The organism is Mycobacterium sp. DL592 (genome assembly GCF_011694515.1).
In the GTDB taxonomy this organism is placed as follows: Bacteria; Actinomycetota; Actinomycetes; order Mycobacteriales; family Mycobacteriaceae; genus Mycobacterium.
This window is the reverse complement of record NZ_CP050192.1, coordinates 5,048,552-5,061,083: the sequence shown is the minus strand read 5'-3', so window position 1 is coordinate 5,061,083 and position 12,532 is coordinate 5,048,552. Positions and strand designations below refer to the sequence as shown.

Genomic DNA, 12,532 nt, shown 5'->3' with positions numbered 1-12,532 from the left:
CATTACGGCAGGTGTGGCGACCCGGGCGGCCGGGCTCGGCATTGTTAGCGTCCCTGTCGTGTTCTCAGTCAAGCGGCTAGCCGCCGTCGTGGGTGCCGCGCTGCTGGCCGCCGGATTCACCGTCACCGGCCAGACCGCTCCCGCGGCCGCCTACTCGCGGGAAGGCCTGCCCGTCGAGCAGTTGGACATCCCGTCCCCGGCGATGGGCCGCACCATCCGGGTGGAGTTTCAGGGCGGCGGACCGCATGCGGTGTACCTGCTCGACGGGTTGCGCGCGCAGGACGACGCCAACGGCTGGGACATCAACACCGCCGCGTTCGAGTGGTACTTCCAGTCCGGGCTGTCGATCGTGATGCCGGTCGGCGGCCAGTCGAGCTTCTACAGCGACTGGTACCGGCCCGCCGCCGGCTCGGCCGGGACCGTCACCTACAAGTGGGAGACGTTCCTGACCCAGGAACTGCCCGCCTGGCTGGCCGCCAACCGGCAGATCGCCCCGACGGGCAACGCGGTGGTCGGCTTGTCGATGTCGGGCGGCTCGGCGCTGACCCTGGCGATCTGGCACCCGCTGCAGTTCATCTTCGCCGCCAGCCTGTCCGGGTTCCTGAATCCCTCACTGGGACTGTGGCCGACGCTGATCGGAGTGGCGATGCGCGATGCCGGCGGCTTCAGCGCCCGCGACATGTGGGGCGCCGGCAGCGACCCGGCGTGGCGGCGCAACGACCCGACGGTCAACATCGCGCGGCTGGTGGCCAACGGCACCGCGGTGTGGGTGTACTGCGGCACCGGCGCACCGTCGGACCTCGACAACACCGACGACCCCAGTTTCGGCGGCCTGTTCACCGCCGGCTACCTGGAGAACATCACCCTCGACACCAACAAGGAGTTCCAGCGCAAGTACCTGGCCGCCGGCGGGCACAACGCGGTGTTCAACTTCCCGCCCAACGGCACTCACAGCTGGGGCTACTGGGGTGCCCAGCTGCAGGCGATGAAGGGTGACCTGCAACGGGTGCTGGGGGCCACGCCCGCTGCGTGACGGCGCCGCCAGCTGTGTCGAACTGATGTTCGATAATTTGTCGGACCCCTGGTGCATTGTGTCGGTACCACCGACGAGAGGGGACCCCATGTGCTGGATGTGCGATCACCCCGGCAGCACCGTTGCCGACTACCTCGATGTCATTCGCGCCAAGATCGACAAGCGTGGGTGGGCGGTGCAGTACGTGGAGGACCCGAAGATGCCGTTCGCCTACACCGCGGGGATGACGGCATACGGGCTGCCGGAACTGCTGATGACCAACGTCTCCCCCGCCCGCGCCGCCCGCACGCTGAACGGCTCGGCACAACGGCAACTCGACGGGCTGGAACTCTCACCGGGACTGCAATTCGTCCTGCCCGGCGGGCCACTGGCCGAGGTGGTCGAGGTCGACCATCCTGATGTGCACCTGCCGGCGGCGGTGGCGATCTTCGGGCCTATCCGCGCCTTCCAGCTGGTCTGGGCTGACGGCCGCGGCCGGTGGCCGTGGGCGGCGGACTTCTGCGATCAGCAGAGCCGCCAGCCCGTCGTCGGGATCAGGGCGCCCGCTAGTCCCGGTGCTCGACGATAGTGAGCACGTTGCCATCAGAGGCCGAAGTTGTTCTGGGTCAGCTGCTTTCCGGGGCTGCTGTGTTGAAGTTGATCACTTCACCCCGATTGATCGACACCCAGTCGCGGGCCTCCAGATAGGGGCGGAAGGTCTCGGTGATCAGCTGCCCGTCGGCGGCGGTCTTCGGCCGCTGGAGCTCGTAGAGATGCGGGAACTCCGTCCACGCGGCCACGGCGTCCCACAGCCGTACGGCCGCCGCACCGGTGGGCGGGTCGATCAGCACCGGCCCGAACAGGCACTGCCCGTCGGGGAAGAACAGCGTCGGCACCCCATACCCGTCGGCGTCGACGACGCGCCGGTGGTCGGCCATCACCTCGTCGTTGGTCGTCGGGTCGGCGATGGCCTCATCGACCAGTGCGGGGTCGAAACCCAACTCGGACAACAGATGCCGGGCGACGGCGGGATCGTGCGGTTTGTGACCGTCCTCGTGCAGGGCCCGTCCGGCACGCTCGTACCAGGCGTCGACGGCGGCCATCGACTGCCTGCGCAGCAGGGCTCCGATACGCATCATCGACCAGCCGTAGGACCAGTCACGCTCCCACGGATGCTTCTTGCCGTCCTGGCGATTGATCTCCTCGAGGCTGAAGAACCGCCAGTTGACCACCAGACCGGTCTGGTCGCGCACCGCACGGATCCACTTCGAGGTCTGATAGGCGTACGGGCACATGACGTCGAAGTGGAAGTCCACCGACTCGACTCGAATCCCCCCGCTCACATCGTGAACCTGAGGTTGCGCGCGGCCCGCTCGCCGATCTCGGCGTCGCCGGTCCAGCTGACCGCACCGGAGTCGATCTGGGCCTGCGGGTCGATGCGGCCGCAGGCGAGCTGGATGAACGTCGTCGAGTCCGCCGTCAGCGTGGTGTCCGGGTTCACCAGGTGGTCGACCCGTTTCGCTCTGCCGTCGACGCGGACGTTGATGTCGCGGACCACCGGCCCGGTGAGCCGGATCGCCAGGCTCTTGCCGTCGGGCAGGCCGACCTTCTTGCCGGCGATGTAGCCGATCGAGCCCTCCACCTCATCCAGTGACATCTCGGCGGTCAGTGTGCTGTCGTCGGTCTTGCGGCCCAGCGGGGTGGTGATGTCGCGCTCGTGTACCCAGAAGTCGAACACCCGGATCTCCAGGAATCGGCCGTAGGTGCCGGGCCCGACGGGCATCCACGACGGGCGCTGCAGATCCTCGTCGGTCAGCGCGGCGAGGTCGCGTCGCCGTCGGTCATAGACCGCGTGGACCTTGTCGACCAGGACGGCGGTGTCGTCGGTCCCGGCGAGGAACTCCGCTGCCCGTTCGAACGGCGGCGGGGTGGTGGTGTCCTCGGGTAGCCAGCCGGCCATCACGGCCTCGATGCTGGTGACGTGCCGGACGACCTCACGCACGTCCCAGTCCGGGCACAGCGACTGCGTTTTCCAGTCTGCTTCGCTGAAGTCGTCACACAGGGCCTCGAACTGCGAGTAGCAGCTCTCCAAGGCGGTCCGGAGTTCGTCCAGGGTCCTCATCCAGCCACCACTTCCTCGTCAGGGCTTTCCCCGCCAGAACCTACCCTCAGCGCGGCGCCCTGCCATAGGGGATGGCGCAGGTCAGCCCGCGGCGTTGGCCAGCAGCGGCGGGCAGTTGCCGGCGGCGTCGGTGGCCAGCTCGAAGTGCCACAGTTCGTTGGCGTAGATCCGGCACAGTCCGAATCGGGCGCCGTTGGCGATCAGCCATTGGTCGGCGGCGGGCCCGCCCACGTCCACGGCCTGGCCGATGACGTGCTTGGACCCGGCGGGGGTCTGCACATACTGGCGGGCGGCCGCCAGGCTGCCGTAGGTGGCGACGGCGTCGTCGAGCAGACGTTCCTGGAACTCCGGGGAACGCCACCCCGAGGTGATGGTCATCGTGACCCCGTCGGCCGACGCGGCCGTGGTGGCCGCCTGCACGGCGCTGAGCAACGCCGGGTCCAGCCGTCCGATCGCCGGGTTCTGCACGTCGAAAGCGGTGAGGACCTGGCCGTCGCCCAGCGACCCGTCACCGGGTGACACCACGGCCGGATCCACCGCAACCGTGTTGTCGGCGAGCATGATTCGCGGGGGCGGCGCCGCTGCGGCGGCGACGTTGAGGGTCACCGCGGCCGTCGCGACCGCACCCAGCAGTGCCGCCGTGGCGAACGAACCGTCGAAGCCCATGATCGTGTCATCATCCCGAAAACCCGCCATGATGGGCAAACCGGCTGTACCTGGCGGCACCGATAGGAAAGACTCGTGCCGATGATTTCTCTGCGGGTTGTCGCACCGCTGGCCGCGGCGGCGATGGCATTCACCCTCCTCAGCTGCGGCAGCGCCCCGACGACACCCCTCGCCTCCAGCGACACCGGTGCCACCACGGCGACGGCTACGCCAGCCGCCCCGGCCACCCTGGTCGGCGCCCAGCCGCAGCTGGCGGCCGATCCCACCCAGATCGGCGCCGACCTGATCGCCGACGAACGCGCACTGCGCGACCCGTCGACCCCCGAGGACGCGCTGGCCGCCGCGGCGCACCGCGAGCAGGTGGCCTACCGCGCCATCGGGCGGCATCCGGAATGGGACGCGATCATCCGGCCGCAGGTTCCGCCGGAGCTGCTCGAGTTCTACGACCACAACATCGAGGCCCGCCGCCAGCTCGCGGCCATGGCCGAGCCCAAGCCGACCCTTCCGGCCTGGCGCATCCAGGCGCCGCCACCGCCGGAGGAACTCATGGGCTACTACCGGGACGCCGAGGCCGCAACCGGTGTCAGTTGGAATGTGCTGGCGGCCATCAACTTCGTCGAAACCCGATTCGGCAGCATCGACGGTGTCAGCACCGCAGGCGCGCAGGGCCCGATGCAGTTCCTGCCGTCGACGTTCGCCGGTTATGCCGAAGGCGGTGACATCCATTCACCCCGCGACAGCATCATGGCCGCCGGGCGCTATCTGGCCGCCAACGGCTTCGCCAGCGACCCGAACCACGCGATCTTCCGCTACAACCATGCTGACCAGTACGTGGCCGCGGTCAATCAGTACGCCGCGGCGATGGCCGCCGATCCGGCGGCACTCGGCATCTACCACCGCTGGAACGTCTACTACGTCTCCACAGCAGGAGATGTGTTGCTGCCCATCGGGTTTGACGAATCCGAACGGATTCCGGTCCAGGACTACCTGGCGAGTCACCCGCAGTAGCCGGTCAGCCCCGGCGGCCGCGGACGCGCCACACCACCCGGTAGGAGCCCGCCACCGGCACCCACCCGAATTGCCGCGAGTCGACGACGCCGGGCGCGTGCGGATTGTCCGAGCGCGCCTCGAATGTCGGCCCGCGCACGGCCCCGACACGTTTGACCAGCCAACGGGTCGGCTTGGTCGGGTCGGGGAACACCCGGACCTGGCCCACCCGCGGCCTGCCGCCGCGCAGCGCCAGCAGCCCATCACCGGGGTTGAGCGTCGGTCGCATCGAGTCCTCGACTACGACAAACCGGCGCATAAGCCAGCCTGGAAGTTCCAGCCCCGGCCCATGGTTGTCGCGCACCCTCAAAGGGTAAGTTAGGCACATGCTGCAACGACTTTTCGCCAACGCCACCGAAGCCCATGCCCACTGCGATCTGTACTGCGGCGTCTATGACCCCGCCCAGGCCAAGATCGAGGCGCTCTCCTGCCTGAAGACGCTCCAGAAGTACCACGACTCCGACGACGACCACTTCAAGACCCGCGCGATCATCATCAAGGAGCAGCGGGCCGAAGAGGTCAAGCATCACCTGACGGTGCTGTGGGCCGACTTCTTCACCAAGGAGCATTTCGAGCAGTTCCCCAACCTGCACCAGCTGTTCTGGGACGGCGTGCACGGTGCCGGTGACGTCAAGAAGTCGCTGGACGTCGCCGTGGCCGAGAAGCTGCTCGAGACGATCGACAAGATCTCCGACATCTTCTGGCAGACCGAGAAGGCCAAGGGCATGGGCGTCTACCCGCCCGCCAAGTAACGGCACCCTTTCGTCAACCGAGGCCAGGCCCCCAATCTTGTGGGGCCTGGCCTCAGTCATGTCACCCACTCCCACCCGTCCCCGGGCGTACAGTCCCGTCGGGGGTGCGGACGGGATGGGGACGACGTGACGTCTGACAGGTGCGCGGGGCGCCGGTATTGGGTGCAGGCCGGTGTGGTCGCGGCGGGACTCGGTGCGGCGATGCTCGGCGGGGCGGCGGTGGCGAGCGCGGCGCCCGGCGATGACGCCGGCAACGCCGCGTCGGTCAGCTCGGCCCACAGCGCGCGGACGGCCGCCAGGCCAAGCCATGCCGGGCCGACGCCCACCGCGTCGCGCCGCGCGGCTGCGGCTGCCGCGGTATCCGGCGCACCGGCCCAGAACGCGACGCGCACGCCACCCAGTACCGGTTCCTCGGCCAGGGTCACGCTGAGCATCCCGGATCAGGCGGCTCAGCAGCAGGCCTCGTCCACCGCCGGCTTCATCGGCCCGGTGCGCGCCGCAATCACCGCCGCGCAGGCCTACATCTACGGCTATCCCCTCATGGAGTACGAGCGGGTCCGCCAGACGGTGACCGCACTCAACACCATCTACTCGCTGACCAGTTTCGCCAACCCCGACGTCAACCCGATCTGGAAGGCGATCGGCGGCGGGAAGCGACCCAATACCGACACCTTCTATTCGCTGGCCGAGCTGGATCTGTCCGCCGGCCCGGTGGTGCTGTCGATTCCCGACATGGGCAACCGGTACTTCAGTTTTCAGCTGACCGACCCGTACACCAACGTTGTGAACTACATCGGTTCGCGGACCACCGGCGCCGGCCCGGGTACCTACGCCATCGTCTGGTCAGACGGCCCGCAGGGCACCATACCGGTGGGCGCGCAGGTCGTCGAGGTGCCCTACAGCAGCATCCTGATGCTCGGTCGCACGCTGGCCGGTGACGCCGCCGATCAGCAGAAGGCGATCGAGCTCATCGGGCAGTACTCGCTGACCCCGACCGGCGGCACCCCGCCGGCGGGCCCGCAGCCCAAACCCGGCTTGGACTATCTGGATGCCATCAGCGCCGCGATGGCGGCCAATCCGCCGCCGGCACGTGACGCCGGCGAGCTGGCCACCCTGGCGCGGATCGGGGTGGGTCCCGGCCTGACCGTGGCCGGCGCCGGGCTCGGACCGCTGGCTCGGCTGGCCGCCGACCTGGCGGTAAAGGCAACGGCGGCATTGCTTCCCGCGCTGGCCAACCTGACCCAGCTGGTGTCGGCCGTCCAGCACCACGGCTGGGCCATACCGGATTCCGCGATCGGCAACTTCGGCACCGACTATGTGCTGCGCGCCGGTGTCGCCCAGGTCGGGCTGATCGCCAACACCCCCGACGAAGCGATGTACTCCTCAGCCCTGCTGGACTCGAGGCTGCTGCCGCTCAACGGATGTAGCTCCTACACACTGCATTTCGCGCCCGGGCAGGCACCCCCGTCGGATGCGTTCTGGTCGGTGACGGTCTACGACGGCGACGGCAATCTGGTGCCGAACTCCGAGAACCGCTACAGCGTCAGCAGCAGCAGGCCCGACGAGCTCGTCACCCGTCCCGACGGCTCGATCGACATCATCTTCTCCAGGACCGATCCGGGTGACCCGACGGCCAATTGGCTGCCGATCCCGGCCGGGTCGTTCGGGGTGTATCTGCGCAACTATGTTCCGCAGCAGGCCGCCCTCGACGGAAGCTGGACGCCGCCGGGAATCCAACGGCGCTGAGCGGCAACTACTTCCAGGCGAACAGCGGTTGTTCGAGCTCGTCGACGGGGTCGTGGCGGCCTTCCAGGCACAGCCACCGAAGCTGTAGCAGCACTGCGCCGGTCGGGGCGTGAATGAGGTCGTTGCCCAACGGGATCTGCACCACCGGGCGGGGACTCTCCTCGATGCTGATGAACCGCGGTGAGTCCTCGCGCTGCAACTGGTGCAGGCCGACGCGGTAGACGGCGACGACCTCGTCGGGTGCCGGGCGCGGATCGAGCCGCCCGCCGCCCCAGATGACCACCGGCGTGATGACGTACCCCGACCGGGTCGGGTAGTCGTCGAGCAGACCCAGCACCGAGGACTCCGGTAGCTGCACACCGACTTCTTCGTCGAGTTCGCGCAGCGCGGCCTCGATGACGGTTTCACCGGCGTCAAGCCGCCCGCCGGGCAGTGCCCACTGTGCGGCGTGCGCGCGGAGCCGGGAAGCCCTGCGGCACAGGAAGAAGGCCGCACCACCGGAAACGTCGACCATCCGGCCGTCGAGCCCGGCTTCCATCGGCCGCCCGTCGATCCAGTCGTCGACGTCGGCCGGGTCCACCCGGTCCTCGCCGAATTCGGAATCCACCAGCACCACGGCGACCGCGGCGTTCCGCTTGGCCGGATCGGTCACGGTGCGCCGCCGATGGCCACTCAGATGACGCTGGATCTGCTCACGCAGCGTCTCGTCGTAAGTGATCGCCACGCTACGACGATAGGCGGGGCCGTCCCGAGGGGTCGACCCCGCCCATGCCGACTGCTGAATCAGAAGGTGGGAACGAACACTCCGTTGATCCACACACCCCAGTGGTTCCAGCCTGCGTCCCACACCTGCTTGTTGCCGGCCGCCCAGGCCGGCGGAACCGGCTGCGGGGGTGCCCAGGCCGGCGGGGTGCCGACGTCAGGACCTGCCGGCGGTGCGGGCGGAGGCGGCGCCATGTCGGCGTGTGCCGAGGCAAGACCGGCTCCCATAGCTGCTGCGGTGAGTGCGCCGGCGACTGCCGCACCGGCCAAGATTTCCTTCAACCTCATGGGTACGAAACTCCAATCTGGGTGTTCGGACGTGGGTCGGAACAAGTAATAACCAGATCTGCGATCGGTAAACCGCCGGTGGCGGCGGTAACGCTCTTGCCCCGGACGACGTGGTATCACTTTGATACCATCGGCGGTATGGCTATGACCTTGCGTTTGACCGACGAGCAGGACCGGGCTCTCACCCTGCTGGCAGAGGCGGACGGGGTCAGTAAACAGGAGGCCGCCTGCCGGGCGATCGTTGACGCTGCCGCCCGTCGCACTCACGATGCACAGGTGCGAGAGCTCTCGGCCCGGGGCCGCACACGGTACGCCGACCTGCTCGACCGTCTGTCGCGGTGAGCATTGTCTACCTGTCGCTGGAGGATCTGCTCGCCCTCGCCGAGGATCTCGGTTGTTTGAACGTCCGGGACATTGGGCTGCTCGATTCGGCTGCTCATCGACCTGCCTCGTCGGCATTCGGTACTGACGCATACGCAGGAGTTCACGAGAAGGCGGCCGTCCTGTTGGAGTCCATCGTCCGGAACCATCCGCTGGTCGACGGCAACAAGCGCCTCGGCTGGCTCGCGACCTACGTGTTCTATGGGATGAACGGATACGAGCTCGAGGCGCCCGATGACGACGCCTACGACTTGATCATCGAACTGGCTTCTGGCGCAGCCGACTATCACCGGGCCGCAGCGGTGTTGGAGCTCTGGAGCACCGCGAATTAGTCTGCGCCCATGGCGGATTCGATGGCTTGGGCCATCAGGCCGACCGCGTCGTTGCGGTCCATCGCCGCCAGCAACTGGCCGACGCCGCGCAACTGCTCACTGGCGAGCACCGTCGGCCCGTTGGTGAGGTTGTCGAACGCGGCCGCAATCACATCCTCGACCCGGTCGGTGTCCGGCGGCGGCTCATCCAGTGAGGCCAGCCTGCCGCGCTCGTGTTCGAGCTTGCGCAGCGCGGGGGTGTCGGTCTTGCCCAGGATCAGGCCGATCACGTCGACCCCCTTGGGGTGCAGCTCGCTCCACAGCGCTTCGGCGAACACCATGTCGAAGGCCTTCGTCGCGCCGTAGGCCACCATGTTGGGTCCGCCGAGGAACCCGGCCCCCGATCCCAGGATGACGATCCCGCCGCTGCCCCGCTCCACCATCGCCGGGGCGAAGTGGTGGCACAGCTGCATCGGCACCACGCAGTTGCGCTGAACCATGGCCTCGGCGGCGGCCAGCGAGTTCGACAGGAACGGACTGAAAGCCGGGTCGGCGCCCGCGCAGTACACCAGAAAGCCGACCGCCAGATACGTGGTGGCGGCTGCGACCGCGGCGGCGGCCCCCGGTTCGGCGAGATCAATTGCCAGCGTTCGTGTTTCGACGCCGTGCCTCTCCCGGATTCCGGCGGCGACGTCGTCTAGCACCGCCTGGCGCCGGGCCAGTAACACCACGTTGACACCTCGGGCTGCCAGCTCGTCGGCGAACGCGGCGCCCACCCCGTCGGAGGCGCCGGCCACCAGCGCCCACGGCCCGTACTGTTCAGCGAAGTCCATTGCTACCCCTTGTCCCGGAACGCGATACGCACCGAGGTGAAGACGCGCCGGGCGATGCGCCAGCCGTCGTCGGTGCGCACGATCTCGTCGTCGTAGAAGCCGGATGCGTTGACGCCGGATGCGTTGTCGGCGGCCATCACCCACACGTCGACGTAACAGCGTGCGGTGGCTCGGTCACCATCGATGTCGATGACCTGGTTGGTGATGCGGTGCAACAGGTGCCCGGCCCCGGCGTGCGCGACGTCCATGAACTCGGTGACGGCGTCGACGCCGTCCCAGACCCCGATCTCGCCGTAGTCGCAGTGGCAGTCCGGGGTGAACACCGTGCGGAACAGTGGCCAGTCCCGGCGGTCGATTCCGGTGGCGTAGCGGATCAGCAGGTCTGAAATATCCTGCCGGTCTTGCTGTTCGGTTGTCACGGGTCTCACCGTACTCGGCGCCGCCGCCGGCGGAGCCGGATCAGCCGGTAGTCAGCGCGACAGTCGAAGCCGACGGGGCGCCGGCATTCATCACGAGGCTGTACAGCGGCCCGCCCCAGGCGTGGGTGCCGGTCGCGGCGGGTGCATACGCGGTGTGGATCGCGATCGCGGTATCGGACACCGCGTTGGTGTCGGCGTCGTAGTCGCACACCGGGTCGCCGACGTCGCAGACGCTGACCGTGCGCGCGCCGATGGCCGGCGGCAGCGGCGCGGTGTTGGCCGAGGCGAGTAGCGAGTGCTCCTGGGCGACTCCCTTGCCGCGGCTCGGGGCCAGTGCCGTCGAACCAAGGTTGACGGTGGTGTCGACGGGCAGCCGGTCGCCGTCGGCGATCAGCAGGGCGGCGGCCACCCGCGGGTCGTCGGCGAGTTTGTAGAGGTTACGGTGTACGACCATCGCGCCTTGGGAGTACCCGGCCAGCACGACCTTGGTGTCGGGGCAGCGTTGCGTAAAGTCGGCGAACTGCTTGGCGACGGCGTCGGTTCCGTCACCCACGCTGCCCAGGAAGTCCAGCCAGCCGCCCAGGCCGCCCTTGAGCGGGACGGCTGCGGCGGGGTACTGCACGGCTTCGGCGTCGATGGTGCGCCCACTGGCGAGCAGTTCGCCGCGCAACTGCTGATAGGACTGGTAGACCACGTCGCCCATGCCGCCGTTGGCGGCGGCTGCGGCTCCGTCGCGCTGCCCCGATCCGGCGGCCCCGATCCAGTGATAGTCGGCGCACGACGACGCGGCGGTGGCGGTACCGGTGGTCAGCCCGGCCACCCCGATCGCGGCCACCAGCACTGCCTGGGCCAAACGGCTCAACACGACGAAATCCCTCCACTCCGGTCAGGAGGTTTTTCGCCCCGAAGGCGCCGGGCGTTACCTCCCGGTGCCGTGCACCTCGGTCAGCCGCATGTACCGGAACACGGCCTCGGCACGGTTCGAGGCCTTCAGCTTGCGCAAGATGTGCTTGACGTGACTCTTGACGGTGCCCTCGGCGATCACCAGGTGGGTGGCGATCGCACCGTTGCTCTTGCCTTCGGCCATCAGCGACACCACTTCGATCTCGCGGCGCGACAGCAGCGACTCGATGGGGGAATCCGCGGCCAGCGAGGCGGCCACCGACGGTGCAGTATTTCCCCCGCCCAACGGCGACAGTGACCGGCCTAGTGTCGTGCGGGCCGTACACAGGTCGTCGGCGGCGCTGGCCACATTGCGCGCCATGCGCTGAATCTCGTTGCGCGCGCGACGAAGTCGCTCGCTGAGCACAGTGCGCTGGTAGGCGTAGCCGAATCCCTCGGCGAACATCCACAGGATGGCCAGGTCGTCGTCGTCGACGTGGCGTCGGCTGCTGTAGCAGTCGGCGTGCAGCAACCCGATAACCCGGCCCTCCGGCATGATCGGTGCCGCCACGTAGGACCGTGACAGCGAGGCCGCACCGATGGCGGCGTTGATCCTGGGATCGTGCTCGGCATCGCGGACCAGCACCGGTGCGCGGCGGCGCATCACCTCGCTTTCGACGACCATGTGGTCGATGTAGAGCGGGTGGGCTTGGCCGACCCTGGCGATCTCGCTGGCCCATTCGGGGTCGGACTTGACGTGCACGCCTTCCACCCACCATGTCGAGTCCTCGACCCGGGAGATGATGGCGCGGTCGAACCCGCACCGGCACAGTTCCGCGAGCGCCCGCTCGAGCATCTGCGGGGTGGAATCGATGCCGTGCAGCCGCGACAGCGCGTTGCGCACCGCGGCGTAGCGTTCGTCCTTCTGCGCCGCCCGCGCCTCGGTCAGCTCGGTGCGCAGCCCGGTGACCTCGGCCAGCGTCGCGGCAAGTTTCGCGGTCGCGGTTCGCCTGACCAGATCACCTCCGCTCCAGAGGCACCGGGTGAGCTGCTCGCCGGCCGCGTCGAGGGCGGCTGCGAGGCTGGTGAAGTCGCGGTCGTCGACGACGGGAACGGCGCCGCACCCCGGCACCATGGAGACCGCCTCGAGCACCGCTACCACTCGTTCGCGCAGCGCGCGGTCCCGCACCGGCTCCCCGACCACGGACCATTCATCGCGGTCCCGAACCCGGATCGACCGGACCGGCGGGAGCTCGTGGACCTCTGGGGTTTCAAGAGTGGTGACAGTCACACTCAAGACGGTAGGGAGAC

General features: G+C 68.5%; 17 protein-coding genes. 7 read left to right on the top strand and 10 right to left on the bottom strand.

Translation table 11 applies throughout. From position 1 onward, the window contains the following. Positions 1–58 precede the first annotated feature (58 nt). Together HBE64_RS24220 and HBE64_RS24215 are read left to right on the top strand one after the other, a co-directional pair. On the top strand, positions 59–1,033 hold the full coding sequence (locus HBE64_RS24220) for an esterase family protein (RefSeq protein ID WP_371744043.1): 975 nt from the start codon (positions 59–61) through the stop codon (positions 1,031–1,033). 97 nt (positions 1,034–1,130) lie between these two features. Beyond that, positions 1,131–1,601, top strand: coding sequence for a DUF4262 domain-containing protein (locus tag HBE64_RS24215; RefSeq protein ID WP_371744042.1), 471 nt, complete (start codon positions 1,131–1,133; stop codon positions 1,599–1,601). 37 nt (positions 1,602–1,638) lie between these two features. Here the strand turns inward: HBE64_RS24215 and HBE64_RS24210 are convergent, their stop codons facing one another. The 3 genes from HBE64_RS24210 to HBE64_RS24200 all read right to left on the bottom strand — a co-directional run bounded on the left by HBE64_RS24210 (position 1,639) and on the right by HBE64_RS24200 (position 3,830). Beyond that, positions 1,639–2,307: a DsbA family protein gene (locus tag HBE64_RS24210; RefSeq protein WP_243841723.1), complete on the bottom strand. Its 669-nt coding sequence runs from the start codon at positions 2,305–2,307 to the stop codon at positions 1,639–1,641. Positions 2,308–2,351: 44 nt separating this feature from the next. Beyond that, positions 2,352–3,134: a maleylpyruvate isomerase family mycothiol-dependent enzyme gene (locus HBE64_RS24205; RefSeq protein WP_167108285.1), complete on the bottom strand. Its 783-nt coding sequence runs from the start codon at positions 3,132–3,134 to the stop codon at positions 2,352–2,354. 81 nt (positions 3,135–3,215) lie between these two features. Next, a complete protein-coding gene (locus tag HBE64_RS24200; protein WP_371744041.1) occupies positions 3,216–3,830 on the bottom strand; it encodes a M15 family metallopeptidase in 615 nt (204 codons plus the stop codon). Between the two features lie 51 nt (positions 3,831–3,881). Between HBE64_RS24200 and HBE64_RS24195 the strand changes: the two genes are divergently transcribed. Next, a complete protein-coding gene (locus tag HBE64_RS24195; RefSeq protein ID WP_167108282.1) occupies positions 3,882–4,808 on the top strand; it encodes a transglycosylase SLT domain-containing protein in 927 nt (308 codons plus the stop codon). 4 nt (positions 4,809–4,812) lie between these two features. Here HBE64_RS24195 and HBE64_RS24190 read toward each other — a convergent pair whose 3' ends face one another. Further along, complete coding sequence (locus HBE64_RS24190) at positions 4,813–5,106, bottom strand: S26 family signal peptidase (protein ID WP_167109592.1); 294 nt, start codon at positions 5,104–5,106, stop codon at positions 4,813–4,815. Positions 5,107–5,173: 67 nt separating this feature from the next. Here HBE64_RS24190 and sodN point away from each other — a divergent pair, with 67 nt between their 5' ends. Beyond that, positions 5,174–5,599 carry a superoxide dismutase, Ni gene (gene sodN / locus HBE64_RS24185; protein ID WP_163805836.1) on the top strand — a complete coding sequence of 142 codons (426 nt, stop codon included), beginning with the start codon at positions 5,174–5,176 and terminating at the stop codon, positions 5,597–5,599. A 126-nt stretch (positions 5,600–5,725) separates the two neighbouring features. Further along, the gene (locus tag HBE64_RS24180; protein WP_167108279.1) at positions 5,726–7,345 is read left to right on the top strand and encodes a DUF1254 domain-containing protein; all 1,620 of its coding nucleotides are present in this window, start codon (positions 5,726–5,728) and stop codon (positions 7,343–7,345) included. Positions 7,346–7,352: 7 nt separating this feature from the next. Here the strand turns inward: HBE64_RS24180 and HBE64_RS24175 are convergent, their stop codons facing one another. Together HBE64_RS24175 and HBE64_RS24170 are read right to left on the bottom strand one after the other, a co-directional pair. Beyond that, the gene (locus tag HBE64_RS24175; protein ID WP_167108276.1) at positions 7,353–8,069 is read right to left on the bottom strand and encodes a CoA pyrophosphatase; all 717 of its coding nucleotides are present in this window, start codon (positions 8,067–8,069) and stop codon (positions 7,353–7,355) included. A gap of 59 nt (positions 8,070–8,128) precedes the next feature. After that, positions 8,129–8,395, bottom strand: a complete 267-nt coding sequence (locus HBE64_RS24170) for a hypothetical protein (RefSeq protein WP_208300538.1) — start codon at positions 8,393–8,395, stop codon at positions 8,129–8,131. A 138-nt stretch (positions 8,396–8,533) separates the two neighbouring features. Between HBE64_RS24170 and HBE64_RS24165 the strand changes: the two genes are divergently transcribed. Further along, positions 8,534–8,737, top strand: a complete 204-nt coding sequence (locus HBE64_RS24165) for a CopG family transcriptional regulator (RefSeq protein WP_167108273.1) — start codon at positions 8,534–8,536, stop codon at positions 8,735–8,737. Next, on the top strand, positions 8,734–9,108 hold the full coding sequence (locus tag HBE64_RS24160; protein ID WP_167108270.1) for a type II toxin-antitoxin system death-on-curing family toxin: 375 nt from the start codon (positions 8,734–8,736) through the stop codon (positions 9,106–9,108). Before HBE64_RS24165 ends, HBE64_RS24160 begins: the two co-directional genes overlap by 4 nt. Here the strand turns inward: HBE64_RS24160 and HBE64_RS24155 are convergent. Genes HBE64_RS24155 through HBE64_RS24140 form a run of 4 tightly spaced genes read right to left on the bottom strand, consistent with a single transcriptional unit; the run spans position 9,105 to position 12,512 of the window. Then, entirely contained in the window at positions 9,105–9,920 is an 816-nt protein-coding gene (locus tag HBE64_RS24155) for an SDR family NAD(P)-dependent oxidoreductase (RefSeq protein ID WP_167108267.1), read from the bottom strand. The two genes, HBE64_RS24160 and HBE64_RS24155, sit on opposite strands and share 4 nt — an antisense overlap. Positions 9,921–9,922: 2 nt before the next feature. Further along, a complete protein-coding gene (locus HBE64_RS24150) occupies positions 9,923–10,339 on the bottom strand; it encodes a nuclear transport factor 2 family protein (RefSeq protein WP_167108263.1) in 417 nt (138 codons plus the stop codon). A 40-nt stretch (positions 10,340–10,379) separates the two neighbouring features. After that, the gene (locus HBE64_RS24145; RefSeq protein ID WP_167108260.1) at positions 10,380–11,204 is read right to left on the bottom strand and encodes a cutinase family protein; all 825 of its coding nucleotides are present in this window, start codon (positions 11,202–11,204) and stop codon (positions 10,380–10,382) included. 54 nt (positions 11,205–11,258) lie between these two features. After that, positions 11,259–12,512: a LuxR C-terminal-related transcriptional regulator gene (locus HBE64_RS24140; protein ID WP_167108257.1), complete on the bottom strand. Its 1,254-nt coding sequence runs from the start codon at positions 12,510–12,512 to the stop codon at positions 11,259–11,261. Positions 12,513–12,532 lie beyond the last annotated feature (20 nt).

Excerpts from the sequence above, each read along its gene's own strand:
- HBE64_RS24215 (WP_371744042.1), top strand. The coding sequence starts at position 1,131 with ATGTGCGATCACCCCGGCAGCACCGTTGCCGACTACCTCGATGTCATT.
- HBE64_RS24210 (WP_243841723.1), bottom strand. The coding sequence starts at position 2,307 with ATGTGCCCGTACGCCTATCAGACCTCGAAGTGGATCCGTGCGGTGCGC.
- HBE64_RS24205 (WP_167108285.1), bottom strand. The coding sequence starts at position 3,134 with ATGAGGACCCTGGACGAACTCCGGACCGCCTTGGAGAGCTGCTACTCG.
- HBE64_RS24200 (WP_371744041.1), bottom strand. The coding sequence starts at position 3,830 with ATGGCGGGTTTTCGGGATGATGACACGATCATGGGCTTCGACGGTTCG.
- HBE64_RS24195 (WP_167108282.1), top strand. The coding sequence starts at position 3,882 with ATGATTTCTCTGCGGGTTGTCGCACCGCTGGCCGCGGCGGCGATGGCA.
- HBE64_RS24190 (WP_167109592.1), bottom strand. The coding sequence starts at position 5,106 with ATGCGCCGGTTTGTCGTAGTCGAGGACTCGATGCGACCGACGCTCAAC.
- sodN (WP_163805836.1), top strand. The coding sequence starts at position 5,174 with ATGCTGCAACGACTTTTCGCCAACGCCACCGAAGCCCATGCCCACTGC.
- HBE64_RS24170 (WP_208300538.1), bottom strand. The coding sequence starts at position 8,395 with ATGAGGTTGAAGGAAATCTTGGCCGGTGCGGCAGTCGCCGGCGCACTC.
- HBE64_RS24165 (WP_167108273.1), top strand. The coding sequence starts at position 8,534 with ATGGCTATGACCTTGCGTTTGACCGACGAGCAGGACCGGGCTCTCACC.
- HBE64_RS24155 (WP_167108267.1), bottom strand. The coding sequence starts at position 9,920 with ATGGACTTCGCTGAACAGTACGGGCCGTGGGCGCTGGTGGCCGGCGCC.